This is a genomic window from bacterium (genome assembly GCA_028821235.1).
Classification (GTDB): domain Bacteria; phylum Actinomycetota; class Acidimicrobiia; order Spongiisociales; family Spongiisociaceae; genus Spongiisocius.
This window is the reverse complement of the sequence record JAPPGV010000153.1, coordinates 16,550-30,329: the sequence shown is the minus strand read 5'-3', so window position 1 is coordinate 30,329 and position 13,780 is coordinate 16,550. Positions and strand designations below refer to the sequence as shown.

At 65.8% G+C, this 13,780-nt stretch carries 11 protein-coding genes; 1 reads left to right on the top strand and 10 read right to left on the bottom strand.

What is annotated here, in order from left to right; genetic code table 11:
- Window positions 1–263: 263 nt before the first annotated feature.
- A complete protein-coding gene (locus tag OXK16_16095; protein ID MDE0377464.1) occupies window positions 264–965 on the bottom strand; it encodes an aminotransferase class III-fold pyridoxal phosphate-dependent enzyme in 702 nt (233 codons plus the stop codon).
- A 116-nt stretch (window positions 966–1,081) separates the two neighbouring features.
- On the opposite strand from OXK16_16095, the gene OXK16_16090 reads away from it, so the two are divergent.
- On the top strand, window positions 1,082–2,809 hold the full coding sequence (locus tag OXK16_16090; protein ID MDE0377463.1) for an S-layer homology domain-containing protein: 1,728 nt from the start codon (window positions 1,082–1,084) through the stop codon (window positions 2,807–2,809).
- A gap of 91 nt (window positions 2,810–2,900) precedes the next feature.
- Here OXK16_16090 and OXK16_16085 read toward each other — a convergent pair whose 3' ends face one another.
- The 9 genes from OXK16_16085 to OXK16_16045 all read right to left on the bottom strand — a co-directional run bounded on the left by OXK16_16085 (window position 2,901) and on the right by OXK16_16045 (window position 13,642).
- The gene (locus OXK16_16085; GenBank protein ID MDE0377462.1) at window positions 2,901–4,256 is read right to left on the bottom strand and encodes an aspartate aminotransferase family protein; all 1,356 of its coding nucleotides are present in this window, start codon (window positions 4,254–4,256) and stop codon (window positions 2,901–2,903) included.
- Between the two features lie 97 nt (window positions 4,257–4,353).
- Window positions 4,354–6,669 (bottom strand): xanthine dehydrogenase family protein molybdopterin-binding subunit, encoded by a 2,316-nt coding sequence (locus OXK16_16080; protein MDE0377461.1) that lies wholly within the window; start codon window positions 6,667–6,669, stop codon window positions 4,354–4,356.
- On the bottom strand, window positions 6,666–7,133 hold the full coding sequence (locus OXK16_16075; protein MDE0377460.1) for a (2Fe-2S)-binding protein: 468 nt from the start codon (window positions 7,131–7,133) through the stop codon (window positions 6,666–6,668). The genes OXK16_16080 and OXK16_16075 overlap by 4 nt, the downstream gene beginning before the upstream one ends.
- Window positions 7,130–7,990, bottom strand: a complete 861-nt coding sequence (locus OXK16_16070; protein MDE0377459.1) for a xanthine dehydrogenase family protein subunit M — start codon at window positions 7,988–7,990, stop codon at window positions 7,130–7,132. The genes OXK16_16075 and OXK16_16070 overlap by 4 nt, the downstream gene beginning before the upstream one ends.
- Before the next feature lie 82 nt (window positions 7,991–8,072).
- Entirely contained in the window at window positions 8,073–9,101 is a 1,029-nt protein-coding gene (locus tag OXK16_16065) for an ABC transporter ATP-binding protein (protein ID MDE0377458.1), read from the bottom strand.
- On the bottom strand, window positions 9,098–10,093 hold the full coding sequence (locus tag OXK16_16060) for an ABC transporter ATP-binding protein (protein ID MDE0377457.1): 996 nt from the start codon (window positions 10,091–10,093) through the stop codon (window positions 9,098–9,100). The genes OXK16_16065 and OXK16_16060 overlap by 4 nt, the downstream gene beginning before the upstream one ends.
- A gap of 20 nt (window positions 10,094–10,113) precedes the next feature.
- Window positions 10,114–11,016 (bottom strand): ABC transporter permease, encoded by a 903-nt coding sequence (locus OXK16_16055; protein ID MDE0377456.1) that lies wholly within the window; start codon window positions 11,014–11,016, stop codon window positions 10,114–10,116.
- Entirely contained in the window at window positions 11,013–11,957 is a 945-nt protein-coding gene (locus OXK16_16050; protein ID MDE0377455.1) for an ABC transporter permease, read from the bottom strand. Before OXK16_16050 ends, OXK16_16055 begins: the two co-directional genes overlap by 4 nt.
- Before the next feature lie 44 nt (window positions 11,958–12,001).
- Complete coding sequence (locus OXK16_16045) at window positions 12,002–13,642, bottom strand: ABC transporter substrate-binding protein (GenBank protein ID MDE0377454.1); 1,641 nt, start codon at window positions 13,640–13,642, stop codon at window positions 12,002–12,004.
- Window positions 13,643–13,780: the final 138 nt, after the last annotated feature.

Below are 13,780 nucleotides of genomic sequence, written 5' to 3'. Positions count from 1 at the left end.
GACCCCAACCTGTGAATCACCTGAAGACCAGGTGGGAAACATCTGAGAATCCATCGGACCGGCGCGGCGGCGTGCCGATGCGGGCTAGGAGGTACGAGGAAGGTGAATACGGGCCGGCGGATTGGCTCAGATGATCGGAATGCGAGACCCGGCGAACCGGAAGGAGGTCAGCTCGTGGGAAGGGCTCGAGAGCCGTTACCTAGGGCCGAAGTGTCGTGTCGGTCTAGTGGGTGACCCTGGCCCGACGCGCCGATGTCCAGCGATCAGTGCCCCAGGAAATCGGGCAGCTTGCTGTCGTCGAACCGGCCGGCCTCTATGTCGGCTAGGGCGCGGTCGAAGATGTCCAATGCTTCATCGGCGTCGCTCCGGGTGATGGTCAGCGGCGGGGTGATCTCCATCACGTTGCCAAAAGCCAGCAGTATCAGGCCGAGCTCGAAGCAGCGGTAGGCGAGCCGGTACGCATCGGTTTCGGCAGGCTCGCGGGTCCGGTGGTCCTTCACCAACTCGACCCCGATCAGGAGGCCCTTGCCGCGCACGTCCCCGATGAGCGGGTGGTCGGCTCTCATCTCGTCGAGCTTGTCGCGCAGGTACCTGCCCATCTCCTCAGCGTTGCGGACCAGGCCCTCCTCCTCGATCACGTCGAGTACGGCCACCGCCGCGGAGCAGGCCAACGGCGAGCCGCCCAGCGTGTAGGCCGTGTAGAGGTCGACATCGAGGATCTTCTGGCGGCCTACCACCGCCGACAGCGGGAAGCCTCCTCCCAACGGCTTGGCGAGCCCGACCGCGCCTTTACTATTCGAAGCTAGTGTCCGGGTCTCCGCGGAAGCCACATTGCCACGGGGTCTCGCGATCGAGGGTGCCTGACATTCACTGTAGTTTCGCGATAAGCTCACCCGGAGTGCGGCTATCTCTATCGCTGGGACAGTATTGGCCTTGGAGGCCCCAGAGTCTCGCACCTTCCGCATAGGAGTTATGCATAACACTTCGCTTGCGGTGACCTCATACATGTGAAACTCACGTTGGAAAGGGCAACATGCCAAGCAACTTGGTTGAGAGGACCAGCCGATTGGTGGCAGAGGCTATGAGGCCCGCTGGGCGCCGCAGGAGACGCGGGTTCCGTTCTTTGGTGGTGCTTCTGGCGGCGGTGTTGCTGGTGGTCCCATCCGTGGCGGGGGCAGCCGAAGACGAGGGGACTGTCTACGACGACGATCCGCTGGGCCTGATCGCCGCGTACAACATCACGACCTTTTTCAGCTTGGACAGAGACGATCTCTGGGATGTGTGGATCTGCGAAGTACCGGAAGGGACCTTGGAGTTCTCGCCGGAGGCGGCGGTGACCCGATTCGAAGACGAGATCGCACCCTATTACGACTGGTTGTCGGGAGGCCGCTACCGCCCGGTGTTCCGGGTGGGCGGGACGATAGAGGCGACGGCGTTCGACAACTGGGGAGGATGCAATTCTCCGGTATACGAGGCTTCGTTGGGGATGCGTGAGGAGGACCGGCCCGAGGGTGTCCTGATAATCGTCAACATGGTGACCACTGCAAGCTTCGGCAGCTTCGGAGCCATTGGGTTCCCCTCGCCGGTCGAGGTGAAGATAGACTACGGTGCTACCGTTACCTACCCCAACAACCCCCGTACGGTGCAATTGGGCGGTCAGGTACTGGCCGAGCCGGGTTCTCTACCTCCGACACACTTCGTTCTCGGCCCGTTGCCCAAAATATCGACCGTCGCGCACGAGATGGGACACGGGATCGGTTTTCCTCACTCGTACCGGACCAGTGACTATGACAACCCGATGGACGTCATGAGCAACACCGATGCGGTGGCCGGCCTCCAAGTGGGCACTGTTGCGATCAACAGGTATGCGGCGGGTTGGATCGACCCGGAGGAGGTCCGGATACACAGCGGAGGCCGAGCGGTGTATCGACTCCATCCGATCGGGGAGGAAGGCACCCAGATGCTGGTCCTGCGATCGGACAGCAGCAGTTTCATGACGCTCGGGGCAAGGGTCAGGAAGGGCTACGACACCGGTATACCCGTTGAGGGCGTCGAATCGTATCTCATAGACCAACAACCCGACGACTGCTTCCGATACCCGGACTACCAGGCCTGTTTCGCCACGGAAAGGCCCACCCGGCTCTTCGCGGATGTCGGCGCAGGCTACACCTGGGAGGGTATGGCTGTGAACATCCTAAGGCGCGTCGGGGACAGCTTCCTGGTGGAGGTGAGCGAACATACTGAGGCCGAAGAGAGCGACAACCGCTTCGTGGATGACGACGGAAACACCCACGAGGAGAACATCGAGATAGTCGCAGCGCTCGGAATCACGCTGGGCTGCAACCCGCCCGACAACGACCGGTTCTGTCCTAGACGTCCGGTAACGCGTGCGCAGATGTCCGCATTCCTGGGAAGAGCGCTGGGCGAGTCGGGAGACGACGCGCCAGCCGCCAGCCGGTTCACCGACATTCCCGATGGTGCCTGGTACTTGGGATACGTAGAGAGCCTCGCCGACCTGGGTGTATTCCCTGAACAAGCCGGTAGCCCCTTCCGTCCCACCGACCCGCTGACCCGCCTCGAGATGGCGGTGTGGATGGCGGGAGCCTTCGAATCGATCACCGAGGTCGAACCGCAGGGGGTCTTCACCGACGTCGCTGCGGACGCTTGGTACGCCGCAGCCGTCGAAGGACTTCGTGCCGCAGGGGTGACCAAAGGCTGCAAGGCCGACCCGCTGTCCTACTGTCCCTACGACGACGTCAGCCGGGACCAGATGGCATCCTTCTTGGCCCGCGTGCTCGTAACTTCGTAGGTGTTCACTTAAGGGTGTCTCGCTGGCGTTATGGCGGGCTACCTGCTGTTTCGGCGGCTGCGCCAGCCGGTGTTAAACCCGCGTCGTGCGATCAGTGCCCCAGGAAATCGGGCAGCTTGCTGTCGTCGAACCGGCCGGCCTCTATGTCGGCTAGGGCGCGGTCGAAGATGTCCAATGCTTCATCGGCGTCGCTCCGGGTGATGGTCAGCGGCGGGGTGATCTCCATCACGTTGCCAAAAGCCAGCAGTATCAGGCCGAGCTCGAAGCAGCGGTAGGCGAGCCGGTACGCATCGGTTTCGGCAGGCTCGCGGGTCCGGTGGTCCTTCACCAACTCGACCCCGATCAGGAGGCCCTTGCCGCGCACGTCCCCGATGAGCGGGTGGTCGGCTCTCATCTCGTCGAGCTTGTCGCGCAGGTACCTGCCCATCTCCTCAGCGTTGCGGACCAGGCCCTCCTCCTCGATCACGTCGAGTACGGCCACCGCCGCGGAGCAGGCCAACGGCGAGCCGCCCAGCGTGTAGGCCGTGTAGAGGTCGACATCGAGGATCTTCTGGCGGCCTACCACCGCCGACAGCGGGAAGCCTCCTCCCAACGGCTTGGCGAGCCCGACCGCGTCCGCCTCGATCCCGAAGTGCTCGAAGCCGAACATGCGTCCCGTCCGCCCCAGGCCTACCTTGACCTCGTCGAATATCAACCACATCCCCCGCTCGTCGCACAGCTCCCGCAGGGCAGGGAAGTAGTTGTCCGGCGGGACGATCTCGCCGCTGTCCGACTGGATGCTCTCGGCGAAGATCGCCGCCGTCTCGTCCGAGGGCGACACGTTGACCAGCAGGTCGTTCTTCAGGTAGTCGAGGCATCTGAGGGAGCACTCGCTCTTGTCGCACGGGCCCCAGGCGCACCGGTAGGGGTTGGGATACGGAGCCTTGGTGATGTGGCCGCCGGGTATCGGGCGCGTCAGCGCTCCGTGGCCCGAGATGGCGCCGGAGCCGATCGTCATACCGTGGAAGGCGCCGATGTAGGAGATCAGGCGCGGCCTTCCCGATGCGATGGGCGCCACCTTGGCGAGCACGTCCATCGCGTCGGAGCCGGAGACTCCGAACCAGGCCTGCTTGGCGAAGTCCCCGGGGAAGATGTCGATCAGGCGCTCCGCCAGCTCGACGGCCGGTTCGTGGATGTAACAGACGAGCGGACCGCTGTACTCGTTGTTGATGGCGTCCATTGCCGCCTGCCGCACCTTCGGGTGACCGTATCCCGCGGCGGCAGTACCTCCGGTCGCCATCCAGTCGAGGTACTCGTTGCCGTCCTTGTCCCACATGCGGACGCCGTCCGACCGAGCGACCACGAACGGATACAACCGGTACTTCATCGACGGCGTGATGACCGCCTCGTCGCGGGCCGCGACGGCCCGGCTCTGTGTCAGATCACGCTCATCGGAGGGATCTCCCATATGGCATGCTCCTCAGGGGACGACAAAGAGAATATCGAGCTGGCGGCGTGGATGGCAGGGATCGATCCGGTTGGTCGCCCTGGCCGATGCGCGTCGATCATTCAGGGTGTATTAGCTCCCAGACCACGTCCGGGCGGAGCGGGGTCCGGTCGATCCGGACGCCGAACGGAGCGAGGGCGTCGGCGACCGCGTTCGCAATAGCGGGAGGCGAGGCCAGCGTCCCGGACTCGCCGACGCCGCGCACGCCGAGCGGGGTGTCCGAGGGCGAGACGATGTTGTCCATCTTCAGCGGGGGCATCTCCATCGCGGAGGGGAGCAGGTAGGAGGCGAAACTGGCCGACGGCAGCTGCCCCGCCTCGTCATGGCTGACCTGCTCGTAGAGGGCCTGGCCGATTCCCTGGGCGATCCCGCCGTGTATCTGGCCGTCGACTATCCCGGGGTTGATCCCCACGCCATAGTCGTCCACAGACACGAACTCGAGGATCTTCACCTTTCCGGTCTCCGTGTCCACCTCGACGACCGCTGCGTTGGCGCCGAAGGCGAAGTTGACGTCGGGCGGGTCGTAGAAGGCGGTGGCTTCGAGCCCCGGTTCGAACATCGGCCCGCAGCGTTTGAGGAAGTGTGCCTCGTCGGCCACCTCCTGCCACGAGACTGTGGACGCGGGGCTACCGGCGACGGTGAATGAGCCGTCCGCGAACACGATGTCCTGGGGAGCCGCCTCGAGCATGGCCGCCGCCACCTGCCGCGCCTTCTCGACCACGCGTTGAGCCGCCACCAGCGCGGCATGGCCGCCTACCACTGCGCCCCGGCTGCCGTGGGTGCCGCCCCCGAACGGGATGGTCTCGGTGTCGCCGTGGACGACCGTGATGTGGTCGAAGGGGATCTGGAGCTGGTCGGCGACGATCTGGGCGACCATCGTGTCCGAACCCTGCCCCTGTGGGCAGAGACCCGAGTAGGCGACCGCCTTGCCCTGGGGGTCCACCCGGACCAGCGTCGACTCGTGGCCGGGGAAGAACTTCATCGGGTTCCAGGCGTGGCCCGACGGGGAGAAGCCGCACAGCAGGTTGTAGGTGGCGAATCCCACCCCGATGTACCGCCCGTTCCGGCGCGCCTCCGCCTGACGAGCCCGCACCGAGTCGTATCCCACCAACTCCACCGCTCGCCTCAGAAGAGCGGGGTAGTCACCTCCGGTGTACATGAGCCCGAACGGGGTCTCGTACGGCAGTTGATCCGGTGCGACGAGGTTGCGAAGCCGGATCTCCACGGGGTCCAGGTCGAGCTCCCGGGCGGCTTCCTCGATCATCCGCTCCAGCACGAAGGTCGCCTCGGCCCTTCCCGAACCTCTTAACGCCTCGATCGACATCTTGTTGGTGAACACCTTCTCCAGCTTGATGTCGACGCTGGGTATGTCGTAGTTACCGGTGAGCGTGTCGATCGTCAGGTCCGGGACAACCGGTGTGAAGAAGTGGAAGTACGCGCCGAGATCGCCGACGAAGTGGCTGCGGAGGGCCAGTATCTTCCCCCCGGCGTCGAGGGCGAGCTCGGCGTTGTGGATCTGGTCCCGGGCGTGCACGCCGGCCGTGAAGTTCTCGGTCCTGGTCTCGACCCACTTCACCGGGACACCCAACTCCAGTGCTGCCCAGATGACCGCCAGTTCGTCGGAGTACAGGTTGAGCTTGCTGCCGAACCCGCCGCCCACATCGGGGGCGACGATCCTCAGCTTGGACTCGTCCAGGTCGAAGATGTGACCCAGCCACGTCCGGAGGGTGTGGGGGGCCTGGCACGAGAGCCACACCGTGAGGTGGCCGGAGGCCGGCTCCGGCACCGCCAGGATGGCCCGCGGTTCCATCGGAGAGGCGGAGATGCGCTGCACCGCCAACCGCCGGGACACCACGTGGTCGGCCCGGGCGAACGCACCGTCGGGATCCCCTAGCACCTTGTGTATCTCGCCGATCTTGTTGGTTCCCCGGTCTGGATGCACTAGCGGCGCGTCCGGTAACAGCGCCTCCCACGGATCCAGGACGTGGGGGAGGGGTTCGTAGTCGATGTCCGCTCGTTCGGCGGCGTTGAGTGCGCTCCTCGGGTCGGTCGCCAGAACCATCGCCACCGGCTCTCCCACGTAATGGACGCGGTCTCCGGTGAGGGGGGTCCGGGGCGGCGAATCGTCGGCGGCCGCGCTGGGAATGAGGGGCATCGACCCGGCCGACTCGGCTCCGGAGTAGGCGGCGACGACCCCCGGCGCCCGGCGGGCCTGCTCCAAGTCGACCGACGCGATGTCGGCGTGGGCGAAGGGGCTCCGCATGAAGCTGGCATGGACCGTATGGGGGACCGTGATGTCGTCCACGTAGCGGCCCCCGCCCGACAGGATCCGGGCATCCTCCTTGCGGGGCAGGCGGGCGCCGATGGCCGTCATCGTTGGTCTCCCGGTGTGTCACAGGAGAGGATCGCGTCGACGATGTGCTGGTAGCCGGTGCAACGGCAGAGGTTTCCCTCGAGGGCCTTTCTGACCTCCGCCTCCGTGGGCTCGGGATTCTGGCGTAGGAAAGCGGTGGCGGCCATCAGGAAGCCGGAGGTGCAGAATCCGCACTGGAGGGCGAAGTGATCGGCGAAGGCCTGCTGCAGGGGTGAGAGCCGGTGGCCGTCGGCGAGTCCCTCGACCGTCTCGATCTCGCGGCCGTCGGCCTGGCCGGCAAGCACGGTACAGGACTTGACCGCCGCCCCGTCGAGTATGACTGTGCAGGCGCCGCAGCTGCTCGTGTCGCATCCCACGTGCGTGCCGGTCAACTCCAGTTCCTCCCGCAGCAGGTGCACGAGCAGCGTAGAGGGGTGGCAGTCGACGCGGCGGGTGACGCCGTTGACCGCGACCGTGACCCTCATGTGCCATCACCCCGGTTGGTGGCGCGCTCGATGGCGCGCCCGGCGAGCGCCTTCACGAGTTCTCGCTTGTACCGGGCGCTGCCCCGGTCGTCGGTGACCATGAGGCCCGACGCAGCGGTGGCCGACGCAGCACGGGCGATTGTCGACGGCCGCGGATCGGACCCGACCAGCAGTTCTTCGGCTTCGGCAGCGCGAGCGGCTACATCTGCCCCGCCGGTCACCGCGATGCCGGCCTGCGTGATACGTCCCCCGTCGTCCATAGCGAGCTGGACCGCAACCGCAGCCACTCCGTAATCGGCCGCCGCCCTCTTCATCTTCTCGTAAGCGCCTCCCGATCCACGGGGTAGCCGGATTCCGGTGATCAGGTCGCCTCGTCGGAGCGAGGTCTCGAAAGGCCCGACGAAGAGATCGTCACTGCTGACGGTCCTCGTTCCGCTCGGCCCCACGACGATCACTTGTCCCCGGGCCGCCACCAGGGCGGCGGGCAGGTCGTTGAGCGGATCCGCATGAGCCAGGTTGCCGCCCACTGTGCCGAGATTTCGGACGAGCGGGTCCGCGATGGCCGAGGCGGTCTCGGCCCACAAGGGTGAGAGCGAGCGGACGGTCGCGCTGCGGGCCAGCCGGGCGGTGGTCACGAGGGCGCCTACCTCCAGGAGCCCGTCCGATGACCCGATGGAACCCAAGCCCTCGATCCTGCCGATGTCGACCACGACCGACGGCCGGATCAGCCGGAAGCGCATCATGGGGATGAGGCTCTGCCCTCCGGCCAGCGCCGTGACGCCGTCCTCACCGCTCAGGGCTGAGATGGCTTTGTCGACGGTGCCGACCGAGCGGAATTCGAAGTCAGGCGGCCGCATCAACTACTCGGGGAAGGCGAACCGGGTACCGCGCCGGCGCGGTCCGAGCGAACGCACACCGTGTGGCGAAGATGCGAATCCACTAGTAGCTGCCTTCCCGCGCCGGAGGCCTTACGTAGCAAGCTACCAGGTGCCGGGACTCGGTGTGCTCGAGAGCGGGTTCGGCCTCGCGGCAACTGTCCTCGACGAAGGGACACCTCGTGGAGAACTTGCACCCGGGGGGCATGTCGAGGGGTGACGGGACGTCCCCGCGCAGTGGTGGTTCGGTCTTGTGGCGGGGATCCGGGTCGGGACGTGAGGCCAGGAGAGCCTGCGTGTAGGGGTGTTCGGGTCGGCCGAACACCTTCTCGATCGGTCCGTGCTCCACGATCCGCCCCATGTACATGACCGCCACCGTGTCGGCCACCTGGGAGACGACGGAGAGTTGGTGGGCGATGAAGATCATCGTGAGCCCCAGGCGGGCCTGCAGGTCCCGGAACAGGCTGATGATCTGGGCCTGGATGGAGACGTCGAGTGCGCTCACCGGTTCGTCTGCGACCAGCATGTCCGGGCCGACTGCCAGAGCCCGGGCGATGGCGACCCGCTGCCGCTGCCCGCCGCTCAGCTGCCTGGGACGCCGATCGGCGAGCGTGGCCGAGAGCCCGACGCTTTCGAGATGCCCGGCCACGAAGGCATCGTCCTGGCCGGCGTCGACGAGGCCATGCACCTTGCCTGCCTCCAGGATCGCCGCTCCCACCGTGAGCCTGGGATTCAACGAGGTGAAGGGATCCTGGAAGACCATCTGGACCCGGCGGCGCAGTTGGCGCAACTCGGTTCCCTCGATGGACCGTACGTCGATGCCGTCGAACCGGACGCTTCCGTCATCGGGGTCGACCAGCCGGATCAGGCACCGGCCGAGGGTGGTCTTGCCGCTTCCCGACTCACCGACTATGCCCATCACCTCACGGCGGCGCACCCTGAACGAGACGTTCTCTACGGCGACCAGACGCCGGGCCGGAGCTCTCCTCATCCGCTCCATCAAGGTACGGCGTACCGGGTAGCCCTTGGTGAGGCCCTCGACCTGGAGCAGGACGTCCCGGCTCGAGTCCTCCGGTGGACGCGTCATGGTCATGGCGTCGCGTCCCCGTGGCCCGGTGGTCCGGCCTCGCGATCGCGCCAGGTCACGTACGGGCAGGCCGTGACGTGGTCGGCTCCCACCGCTTGCAGCGACATGGGAACCGAGTCGCAGCCATCCCTGACGAAGCCGCACCTGGGGCTGAACGGGCATCCGGAAGGCAGCCTGGAGAGCTCCGGGGGTTGCCCCTTGACCGGAACGATCTCCGACCGGTTGACAGCGTCGAGATGCGGGATCGATGCCAGCAGTGCCTGCGTGTAAGGGTGGCTCGGATGGTCGAAAATCTCCTGGACCGGCGCCTGCTCGACTATGTAGCCGGCGTACATCACCGCGACGTGGTCACAGTGCTGGGCGATGACCCCAAAGTCGTGGGAGACGAGGATCATCGCCATCCCCGTGTCCTGCTGCAGCTCGCTGAGCAGCGCCATGATCTGCGCCTGCACGGTCACGTCGAGCGCAGCGGTGGGTTCGTCCGCGATCAGGAGCATCGGTTCGGCGGCGATGGCGCTGGCGATCATGGCCCGCTGCCGCATCCCGCCGCTCATCTCGTGGGGGTACGAGTGGAACTGCGTCTCCGGCGAGGCGATGCCGACCCGGTCGAGCAGTTCGATCGCCCTCCGGGTTGCCTCCCGGGTGCCCATCCCGCGCTGGATCTTGAGCACCTCGACGATCTGGTTGCCTACCTTGTAGACAGGGTTGAGCGATGCGGTCGGATCCTGGAACACCATCCCTATCTCGCCCCCGCGCACCCTGCGGAGCTCTGCTCGCGTCAGCCCGAGCAGGTCGCGTCCGTTGAACACCACCCGCCCGTCTATGACCTCTCCCGGCTTCGGTACCAGCCCGATGATCGATCGGCACGTCATGCTCTTACCTGATCCCGACTCGCCCACCAACGCCAGAGTGGCGCCCCGTTCCACGGCGAAGCTCACCCCGTTGGTGGCGAGCAGCAGGCCTTCCAGGGTCGGGAAGCCGGTATGGAGATCTACCACCTCGAGGAGCGGGGACCCGCCTACACCGTCAATCGCAACTCCTCTCCCAGCCGGTCGGCCAGCGCGTCGCCGAGCATGCTGAAGCCGACTCCGATGGTCACCAGTACCAGACCGGACAGGGTGGTGATCCACCACCCGACCCGGAGGTGGCCCTGTCCGTCGGCGACTATGACGCCGAGTTCGGCTGTCGGCGCCTGGACACCGAGACCGAGGTAGGAGACACCGGCGATGAGCAGCAGGTTGAGCACGATGTCAGCCACCGAGAACACCAGCGGGGACCGGATGAGGTTGGGCACGGCGTGGCGGCCGAGGATGCGGGAGGTGGAGTAGCCGAGGCCCTTGGCGGCCAGAATGTACTGCTGCTCGCGGATCACCAGCATCTCACTTCGGGCCAGCCGGGCATAGAGAGCCCAGCCGACCGACAGCACGCCGATGAAGATGCCGACCAGACCGGGTCCCGTGATAGCCACCACCGCGATCACGACGACCAGGAACGGGAAGGCCATCACGATGTCGACTGCGCGGTTGACCACCGTATCGACCCAGCCACCGAAGTAACCGGCGATCATGCCCAGGGTGACGCCCACCAGCAGGGGCACGTACGTGATCACGAGCACGATCGCCATGTCCAGCCGTATCCCGTGCAGCACGCGGGAAAAGACGTCCCGGCCGAGTTCGTCGGTGCCGAAGAAGTGTTCGCCGGAAGGCGGCTGGAGCGTTGCCGTCAGGTCGAGTTCGTTGGGCGGGTACGGCGAGATCCATGGAGCCAGAAGTCCGGCGAGGACGACCAGCACGACTATCGACCCGCCGATGTAGAGCGCGACGTTCGACCACCGCCGGTCGGACAGGGCCCGCCTCCGTAGCCGGCGGGTCGCCACCAGCAACCGTTCCTGGCGCGCCGGCGCCTCCGAGGCGATGGTCATCTGGTTATCAGCCTCACGCGCGGATCTATCGCGGCGTAGGTCAGGTCGGCAGCCAGGTTGATGACGATGACGGTGAGCCCGAAGAACAGCACCAGTGCCTGGATGACCGGGTAGTCACGCTGCAGCACGGCGTCGACGATCAGCGACCCCAGGCCCGGGATCGCGAAGACGTTCTCGATGATCACCGACCCGCTGATCATGAAGCCGATGATCAGCGACAGCACCGTGACCGTGGCGATCAGCGAGTTCCTCATGACGTGGCGGCCGATCACCCTGGACTCGCGGTACCCCCTGGCTCGGGCAGCCTCCACGTACTCCTGGTCCAGAACCTCGATGATGCTGGAGCGCAGGGTGCGGGCCAGGATCGGCGCCAGGAACAACCCGATGGTGGTCGCCGGCAAGGTGAGGCTGCGCAGGATGGTGAGGACGCTGGTCTTGTCGTATCCCGCCACCGGTAGCCAACCCAACCGGATGGCGAAGAACAGCGCCAGCAGCAGCCCCAGCCAGAAGGAGGGCATAGCGAAGGTGACCATGCTGCCAAGCCGCATGAGATGGTCCTGCCAGCGATTCTTCTTCACCGCGGACAGGATCGCCAGGGGAACCGCCACGAGCACCGCGATAACCACGCTGTAGAACAGCAGAGCGAAGCTGATCACCGCACGGGTGGCGATCACGTCGCGGACCGGTTCCTTCTTGAGGATCGACTCGCCGAAGTCGCCGACCACCGCACCCCTGAGGAAGCCGATGAACTGCTCGGGTACCGAACGATCAAGACCCAGATCGCGACGCAGGATCGCCAGGCTCTCCGGCGTGGCGTTGTACCCCAGCATGTTCAGGGCCGGGTCTCCGGGTACGAGCACGATGATGACGAACGCGCCGACTATGACCGCCGCGACCACCGGGATGCTGTGCAGCAGGCGGCGACCCAGGTAACGGTACACGTTGCCGGGTCAGCCGCCTTGCCTGTGGATTCTCGGGCCGTTCCTTACTGCTCGATCCATGTGTTCTCGAAGTGGTACACGCCGAGAGCGTCCTGGTCTACGTCGTGCACACCGTCACGCACGCCCGTCGCCAGGGGCAGCCACAGGATGTTCAGCCAGGGCATGTCGGCGACCCACGCAGCCTGTATCTGGGGCCAGAGCTCCTGCCGTCGCTCCTCGGTGGCCGCAACTGCCTCCTCCACCATGGCCCATAACGCCTCGTTGCCCCAGGCGCTGAAGAACCCGTCGAGGCCACCTTCGGTGGGATCGGTCATCAGCAGGGCGAACTCGTCGGGAACCAGCACGTCTGAAGTCCACTTGAGGAACGGCATGGTGATCTCGTACCCGTAGCTGAACAGGTTGTCGGCCAGGGTGCTCTCATCCAACTCCACCAGCTGCAGGTCCACGCCGATCTCGGCCCACTGGGCCTGCAGGACGGTGGCAAGGGACTTGTGCTGGCCCGAACCGGCCGGGAACTGGAAAGTGACGCTGAACCCGTCGGGAACCGAGGACGAGGCCATCAGTTCCTTCGCCTTGTCCAGGTTGAACTCGAACGGGGCCACTTCGCTGGTCGGCGCGTTGTACTTGAGCGGTGGGATCAGGTGGTTCGGGATCGTGCCGACCCCTCCGAACACCGCGGCGTTGATCGCGTCCCGATCGGTGGCGTAGCTCAGCGCCTGGCGAACGGCCAGCTCGTCGAGCGGGGGAGCGCTGTTGTTGATCCAGACCGGCTCCTGGCGGGTTACTTCGCGCACCAGCACCGTGACGCCGTCCATCGCTCCCACCGCGTCGATCTGGGTGAACGGCACGCTCTCCATCACTTGCGCTTCGCCCGAGTCGAGCTTCAACGCCCTCGTGTTGTCGTCCACGATGAAGTCGTAGCGCAACTCGTCGAGGTAGGGCTTACCCTCCTCCCAGTAGTAGGGATTCGGCTCGAAGCTGATGCTCGTGCCCCGGATCCATTCCTTGAGCTTGAACGGTCCGCTGCCGACCGGGTCCTCCCAGAAGGCGTCGCCCTGGGCCTCCAGGACCGCTTTCGGAACGATGTACGCCGGGAAGATGCTGATGTTCTCCAGGAACGCCGCGATGGGCTGGTCGAGATGGATGATGAAGTTGCGGTCGTCGATGATCTCGGTACCCGTATACCCGAGGGCGAGGAACGGAAGGATGGTGTTGATCTCGGGATTGGCGAACCTGTCGAGCGAGTACTGCACGTCCTCGGACGTCACCGGGTCACCGTTGCTGAACCGGGCGTTATCCCGGAGGGTGAAGCTCCAGTCGAGGCCGTCATCGCTGACCTCCCACGACTCGGCGAGAGCCGGGATGATCGAGGTGCCTCCCTTGGGATCCGCGTACACCAGGGTGTCGAAGATCAACTCGTGGGCGTAGATCTGACCGTTGTCTGACAGCTCGAAGGGGTTGAGCGTGTTGGTCTCCAACTGGCGGGCGAACACGAGCGTGCCGCCCCGCTGGGGACCTTCCATGGCCGCTTCGGTCGTTGTGGGCGCTTGCGTGGCCTGGGTGGTCGCTTGGGTGGCCGCTTGAGTCGTCGCCGGGGCCTCTTCTTCGTCGGTTCCGCACGCCGCCGCCACCAGCCCGATCGCCAGTAGGCAAGCAATCATGCGGTAAAGGGGTCGTAGTCTCATGGGAGCCTCCCTCGCCTCATGGAGCTTGGTCCAGCTCGCGCACCGCCGACACGTCTGCGCGGAGGCAGGAGCGTGCGGTCCAATTTGGCTGAACTTTGCTAACTGAGGCTAGACGAACCGGCTCCCACGCGTCGGGCA

What these genes read in the sequence shown, in the direction of transcription:
- OXK16_16045 (MDE0377454.1), bottom strand. Translation starts at nt 13,642, where the DNA reads ATGAGACTACGACCCCTTTACCGCATGATTGCTTGCCTACTGGCGATC.
- OXK16_16090 (MDE0377463.1), top strand. Translation starts at nt 1,082, where the DNA reads ATGAGGCCCGCTGGGCGCCGCAGGAGACGCGGGTTCCGTTCTTTGGTG.
- OXK16_16095 (MDE0377464.1), bottom strand. Translation starts at nt 965, where the DNA reads ATGCGGAAGGTGCGAGACTCTGGGGCCTCCAAGGCCAATACTGTCCCA.
- OXK16_16055 (MDE0377456.1), bottom strand. Translation starts at nt 11,016, where the DNA reads ATGACCATCGCCTCGGAGGCGCCGGCGCGCCAGGAACGGTTGCTGGTG.
- OXK16_16080 (MDE0377461.1), bottom strand. Translation starts at nt 6,669, where the DNA reads ATGACGGCCATCGGCGCCCGCCTGCCCCGCAAGGAGGATGCCCGGATC.
- OXK16_16075 (MDE0377460.1), bottom strand. Translation starts at nt 7,133, where the DNA reads ATGAGGGTCACGGTCGCGGTCAACGGCGTCACCCGCCGCGTCGACTGC.
- OXK16_16070 (MDE0377459.1), bottom strand. Translation starts at nt 7,990, where the DNA reads ATGCGGCCGCCTGACTTCGAATTCCGCTCGGTCGGCACCGTCGACAAA.
- OXK16_16065 (MDE0377458.1), bottom strand. Translation starts at nt 9,101, where the DNA reads ATGACCATGACGCGTCCACCGGAGGACTCGAGCCGGGACGTCCTGCTC.
- OXK16_16085 (MDE0377462.1), bottom strand. Translation starts at nt 4,256, where the DNA reads ATGGGAGATCCCTCCGATGAGCGTGATCTGACACAGAGCCGGGCCGTC.